The 5,000-nt window shown below is 51.8% G+C and carries 9 tRNA genes and 3 rRNA genes (1 of these 12 running past the window's edge); all 12 read left to right on the forward strand.

Features of this window, described 5'->3' with window-relative positions:
* Positions 1-151 precede the first annotated feature (151 nt).
* Positions 152-3,087 (forward strand): 23S ribosomal RNA (locus ACR42H_RS00485).
* A 75-nt stretch (positions 3,088-3,162) separates the two neighbouring features.
* Positions 3,163-3,279 (forward strand): 5S ribosomal RNA (gene rrf / locus ACR42H_RS00490).
* A 9-nt stretch (positions 3,280-3,288) separates the two neighbouring features.
* Positions 3,289-3,364, forward strand: a tRNA-Val gene (locus tag ACR42H_RS00495).
* A 5-nt stretch (positions 3,365-3,369) separates the two neighbouring features.
* Positions 3,370-3,445: transfer RNA gene (locus ACR42H_RS00500), tRNA-Thr, on the forward strand.
* A 57-nt stretch (positions 3,446-3,502) separates the two neighbouring features.
* Positions 3,503-3,578, forward strand: a tRNA-Lys gene (locus tag ACR42H_RS00505).
* Positions 3,579-3,594: 16 nt separating this feature from the next.
* Positions 3,595-3,679: transfer RNA gene (locus ACR42H_RS00510), tRNA-Leu, on the forward strand.
* Positions 3,680-3,685: 6 nt separating this feature from the next.
* Positions 3,686-3,760: transfer RNA gene (locus tag ACR42H_RS00515), tRNA-Gly, on the forward strand.
* A gap of 7 nt (positions 3,761-3,767) precedes the next feature.
* Positions 3,768-3,856 (forward strand) — tRNA-Leu (locus ACR42H_RS00520).
* Between the two features lie 15 nt (positions 3,857-3,871).
* A tRNA-Arg gene (locus ACR42H_RS00525) sits at positions 3,872-3,948 on the forward strand.
* A gap of 5 nt (positions 3,949-3,953) precedes the next feature.
* Positions 3,954-4,030 (forward strand) — tRNA-Pro (locus ACR42H_RS00530).
* An 8-nt stretch (positions 4,031-4,038) separates the two neighbouring features.
* A tRNA-Ala gene (locus ACR42H_RS00535) sits at positions 4,039-4,114 on the forward strand.
* 162 nt (positions 4,115-4,276) lie between these two features.
* Positions 4,277-5,000, forward strand: a 16S ribosomal RNA gene (locus ACR42H_RS00540); it runs 826 nt beyond the window's last position.

Genomic DNA, 5,000 nt, shown 5'->3' on the forward strand with positions numbered 1-5,000 from the left:
AATCTCTCAATGAAAGATTCGTTCTTTGAAAACTAGATAATGATTATGAAGAAGCAATAACCGAGTAATCGCCATTTTAGTGAATTCTCTCTATGTTAAATAGAGTAAAAAACCTTTGATCTTGTTCATCTTCGATGAACCTGTCAAATACGGTTAAGTTAGAAAGGGCGCACGGTGAATGCCTTGGCACTAGGAGCCGATGAAGGACGGTACTAACACCGATATGCTTCGGGGAGCTGTAAGTAAGCTTTGATCCGGAGATTTCCGAATGGGGAAACCCCCTATCCGTAATGGGATAGGATCTTTACCTGAATACATAGGGTATGGAAGGCAGACCCGGGGAACTGAAACATCTAAGTACCCGGAGGAAGAGAAAGCAAACGCGATTCCCTGAGTAGCGGCGAGCGAAACGGGATTAGCCCAAACCAGGAGGCTTGCCTCCTGGGGTTGTAGGACACTCTATACGGAGTTACAAAGGAACGAGGTAAATGAACAGGTCTGGAAAGGCCGGCCAGAGAAGGTAAAAGCCCTGTAGTTGAAACTTCGTTCCCTCCAGAGTGGATCCTGAGTACGGCGGGACACGAGAAATCCCGTCGGAAGCAGGGAGGACCATCTCCCAAGGCTAAATACTCCCTAGTGACCGATAGTGAACCAGTACCGTGAGGGAAAGGTGAAAAGCACCCCGGAAGGGGAGTGAAAGAGATCCTGAAACCGTGTGCCTACAAGTAGTTAGAGCCCGTTAATGGGTGATAGCGTGCCTTTTGTAGAATGAACCGGCGAGTTACGATTACATGCGAGGTTAAGTTGATGAGACGGAGCCGCAGCGAAAGCGAGTCTGAATAGGGCGAATGAGTATGTGGTCGTAGACCCGAAACCAGGTGATCTACCCATGTCCAGGGTGAAGTCCAGGTAACACTGGATGGAGGCCCGAACCCACGCACGTTGAAAAGTGCGGGGATGAGGTGTGGGTAGCGGAGAAATTCCAATCGAACTTGGAGATAGCTGGTTCTCTCCGAAATAGCTTTAGGGCTAGCCTCATGTAGTAAGAGTCTTGGAGGTAGAGCACTGTTTGGACTAGGGGCCCCCATCGGGTTACCGAATTCAGACAAACTCCGAATGCCAAAGACTTATCCATGGGAGTCAGACTGCGAGTGATAAGATCCGTAGTCAAGAGGGAAACAGCCCAGACCACCAGCTAAGGTCCCAAAGTATACGTTAAGTGGAAAAGGATGTGGAGTTGCTTAGACAACCAGGATGTTGGCTTAGAAGCAGCCACCATTTAAAGAGTGCGTAATAGCTCACTGGTCGAGTGACTCCGCGCCGAAAATGTACCGGGGCTAAACGTATCACCGAAGCTGTGGATTGACATCTTACGATGTCAGTGGTAGGAGAGCGTTCTAAGGGCGTTGAAGCGGGATCGCAAGGACCCGTGGAGCGCTTAGAAGTGAGAATGCCGGTATGAGTAGCGAAAGATGGGTGAGAATCCCATCCACCGAATGCCTAAGGTTTCCTGAGGAAGGCTCGTCCGCTCAGGGTTAGTCGGGACCTAAGCCGAGGCTGAAAAGCGTAGGCGATGGACAACAGGTTGATATTCCTGTACCACCTCTTTACCGTTTGAGCAATGGGGGGACGCAGGAGGATAGGGTAAGCGCGCTGCTGGATTAGCGCGTCCAAGCAGTTAGGCCGGTAACGAGGCAAATCCCGTTACCACATAGGCTGAGCTGTGACGGCGAGGGAAATTTAGTACCGAAGTTCCTGATTCCACACTGCCAAGAAAAGCCTCTAGCGAGGGAAAAGGTGCCCGTACCGCAAACCGACACAGGTAGGCGAGGAGAGAATCCTAAGGTGAGCGAGAGAACTCTCGTTAAGGAACTCGGCAAAATGACCCCGTAACTTCGGGAGAAGGGGTGCTCATTAGGGTGAATAGCCCTGATGAGCCGCAGTGAATAGGCCCAGGCGACTGTTTAGCAAAAACACAGGTCTCTGCGAAGCCGCAAGGCGAAGTATAGGGGCTGACGCCTGCCCGGTGCTGGAAGGTTAAGAGGAGAGGTTAGCGCAAGCGAAGCTTTGAATCGAAGCCCCAGTAAACGGCGGCCGTAACTATAACGGTCCTAAGGTAGCGAAATTCCTTGTCGGGTAAGTTCCGACCCGCACGAAAGGCGTAACGATCTGGGCACTGTCTCAACGAGAGACTCGGTGAAATTATAGTACCTGTGAAGATGCAGGTTACCCGCGACAGGACGGAAAGACCCCGTGGAGCTTTACTGTAGCCTGATATTGAATTTTGGTACAGCTTGTACAGGATAGGTAGGAGCCTGAGAAGCCGGAGCGCTAGCTTCGGTGGAGGCGTCGGTGGGATACTACCCTGGCTGTATTGAAATTCTAACCCGCGCCCCTTATCGGGGCGGGAGACAGTGTCAGGTGGGCAGTTTGACTGGGGCGGTCGCCTCCTAAAAAGTAACGGAGGCGCCCAAAGGTTCCCTCAGAATGGTTGGAAATCATTCGCAGAGTGTAAAGGCACAAGGGAGCTTGACTGCGAGACCTACAAGTCGAGCAGGGACGAAAGTCGGGCTTAGTGATCCGGTGGTTCCGCATGGAAGGGCCATCGCTCAACGGATAAAAGCTACCCCGGGGATAACAGGCTTATCTCCCCCAAGAGTCCACATCGACGGGGAGGTTTGGCACCTCGATGTCGGCTCATCGCATCCTGGGGCTGTAGTCGGTCCCAAGGGTTGGGCTGTTCGCCCATTAAAGCGGTACGCGAGCTGGGTTCAGAACGTCGTGAGACAGTTCGGTCCCTATCCGTCGTGGGCGCAGGAAATTTGAGAGGAGCTGTCCTTAGTACGAGAGGACCGGGATGGACGCACCGCTGGTGTACCAGTTGTCTTGCCAAAGGCATCGCTGGGTAGCTATGTGCGGAAGGGATAAGTGCTGAAAGCATCTAAGCATGAAGCCCCCCTCGAGATGAGATTTCCCATAGCGTCAAGCTAGTAAGATCCCTGAAAGATGATCAGGTTGATAGGTCAGAGGTGGAAGCGTGGCGACATGTGGAGCTGACTGATACTAATCGATCGAGGACTTAACCACATTGGTGAATACTCGGCAAATGCTTCTTCATACATTATCTAGTTTTGAGGGAACGAAGTTTCTTCAATTACATAGTCCGGTGGCGATAGCGAGAAGGTCACACCCGTTCCCATACCGAACACGGAAGTTAAGCTTCTCAGCGCCGATGGTAGTTGGGGGCTGTCCCCCTGTGAGAGTAGGACGCTGCCGGGCGTATATTATGGAGGATTAGCTCAGCTGGGAGAGCATCTGCCTTACAAGCAGAGGGTCGGCGGTTCGATCCCGTCATCCTCCACCATATTTGCCGGCGTAGCTCAATTGGTAGAGCAACTGACTTGTAATCAGTAGGTTGGGGGTTCAAGTCCTCTCACCGGCACCACTTCTATTCTTTTAGAAAATAAAGCCATTCAGGCTTTAGGAAGTCTCATAAAAGTATGAGCCATTAGCTCAGTCGGTAGAGCATCTGACTTTTAATCAGAGGGTCGAAGGTTCGAGTCCTTCATGGCTCACCATTTTTAATTTCATATTGCGGGTGTGGCGGAATTGGCAGACGCACCAGACTTAGGATCTGGCGCCGCAAGGCGTGGGGGTTCGACTCCCTTCACCCGCACCATTTTAAGCGGAAGTAGTTCAGTGGTAGAACATCACCTTGCCAAGGTGGGGGTCGCGGGTTCGAATCCCGTCTTCCGCTCCATTTTTATGCCGGGGTGGCGGAACTGGCAGACGCACAGGACTTAAAATCCTGCGGTAGGTGACTACCGTACCGGTTCGATTCCGGTCCTCGGCACCATTTTAATTTCATATTGCGCCCGTAGCTCAATTGGATAGAGCGTTTGACTACGGATCAAAAGGTTAGGGGTTCGACTCCTCTCGGGCGCGCCATATTACGGGGAGTAGCTCAGCTTGGTAGAGCACTTGGTTTGGGACCAAGGGGTCGCAGGTTCGAATCCTGTCTTCCCGACCATTAATAATGGGGCCTTAGCTCAGCTGGGAGAGCGCCTGCTTTGCACGCAGGAGGTCAGCGGTTCGATCCCGCTAGGCTCCACCAAAAAAACTTTAAAAAAGTTATTGACTCAGATAATTGAATCTGATAAGATAATAAAGTCGCCTTTGAGCGATGGATTGATCTTTGAAAACTGAACGAACAAAAACGTCAACGTTAAATCATTAGTCTTTTTTGAAAAGACAACTTATGAGCTTAATCAACTCTTATATGGAGAGTTTGATCCTGGCTCAGGACGAACGCTGGCGGCGTGCCTAATACATGCAAGTCGAGCGGACAGATGGGAGCTTGCTCCCTGAAGTCAGCGGCGGACGGGTGAGTAACACGTGGGCAACCTGCCTGTAAGACTGGGATAACTCCGGGAAACCGGGGCTAATACCGGATAATTCTTTTTCTCACATGAGGGAAAGCTGAAAGATGGTTTCGGCTATCACTTACAGATGGGCCCGCGGCGCATTAGCTAGTTGGTGAGGTAACGGCTCACCAAGGCAACGATGCGTAGCCGACCTGAGAGGGTGATCGGCCACACTGGGACTGAGACACGGCCCAGACTCCTACGGGAGGCAGCAGTAGGGAATCTTCCGCAATGGACGAAAGTCTGACGGAGCAACGCCGCGTGAGTGATGAAGGTTTTCGGATCGTAAAACTCTGTTGTTAGGGAAGAACAAGTACCGGAGTAACTGCCGGTACCTTGACGGTACCTAACCAGAAAGCCACGGCTAACTACGTGCCAGCAGCCGCGGTAATACGTAGGTGGCAAGCGTTGTCCGGAATTATTGGGCGTAAAGCGCGCGCAGGCGGTTCCTTAAGTCTGATGTGAAAGCCCCCGGCTCAACCGGGGAGGGTCATTGGAAACTGGGGAACTTGAGTGCAGAAGAGAAGAGTGGAATTCCACGTGTAGCGGTGAAATGCGTAGAGATGTGGAGGAACA

The organism is Cytobacillus sp. BC1816, assembly GCF_051353635.1.
Classification (GTDB): domain Bacteria; phylum Bacillota; class Bacilli; order Bacillales; family Cytobacillaceae; genus Cytobacillus; species Cytobacillus oceanisediminis_C.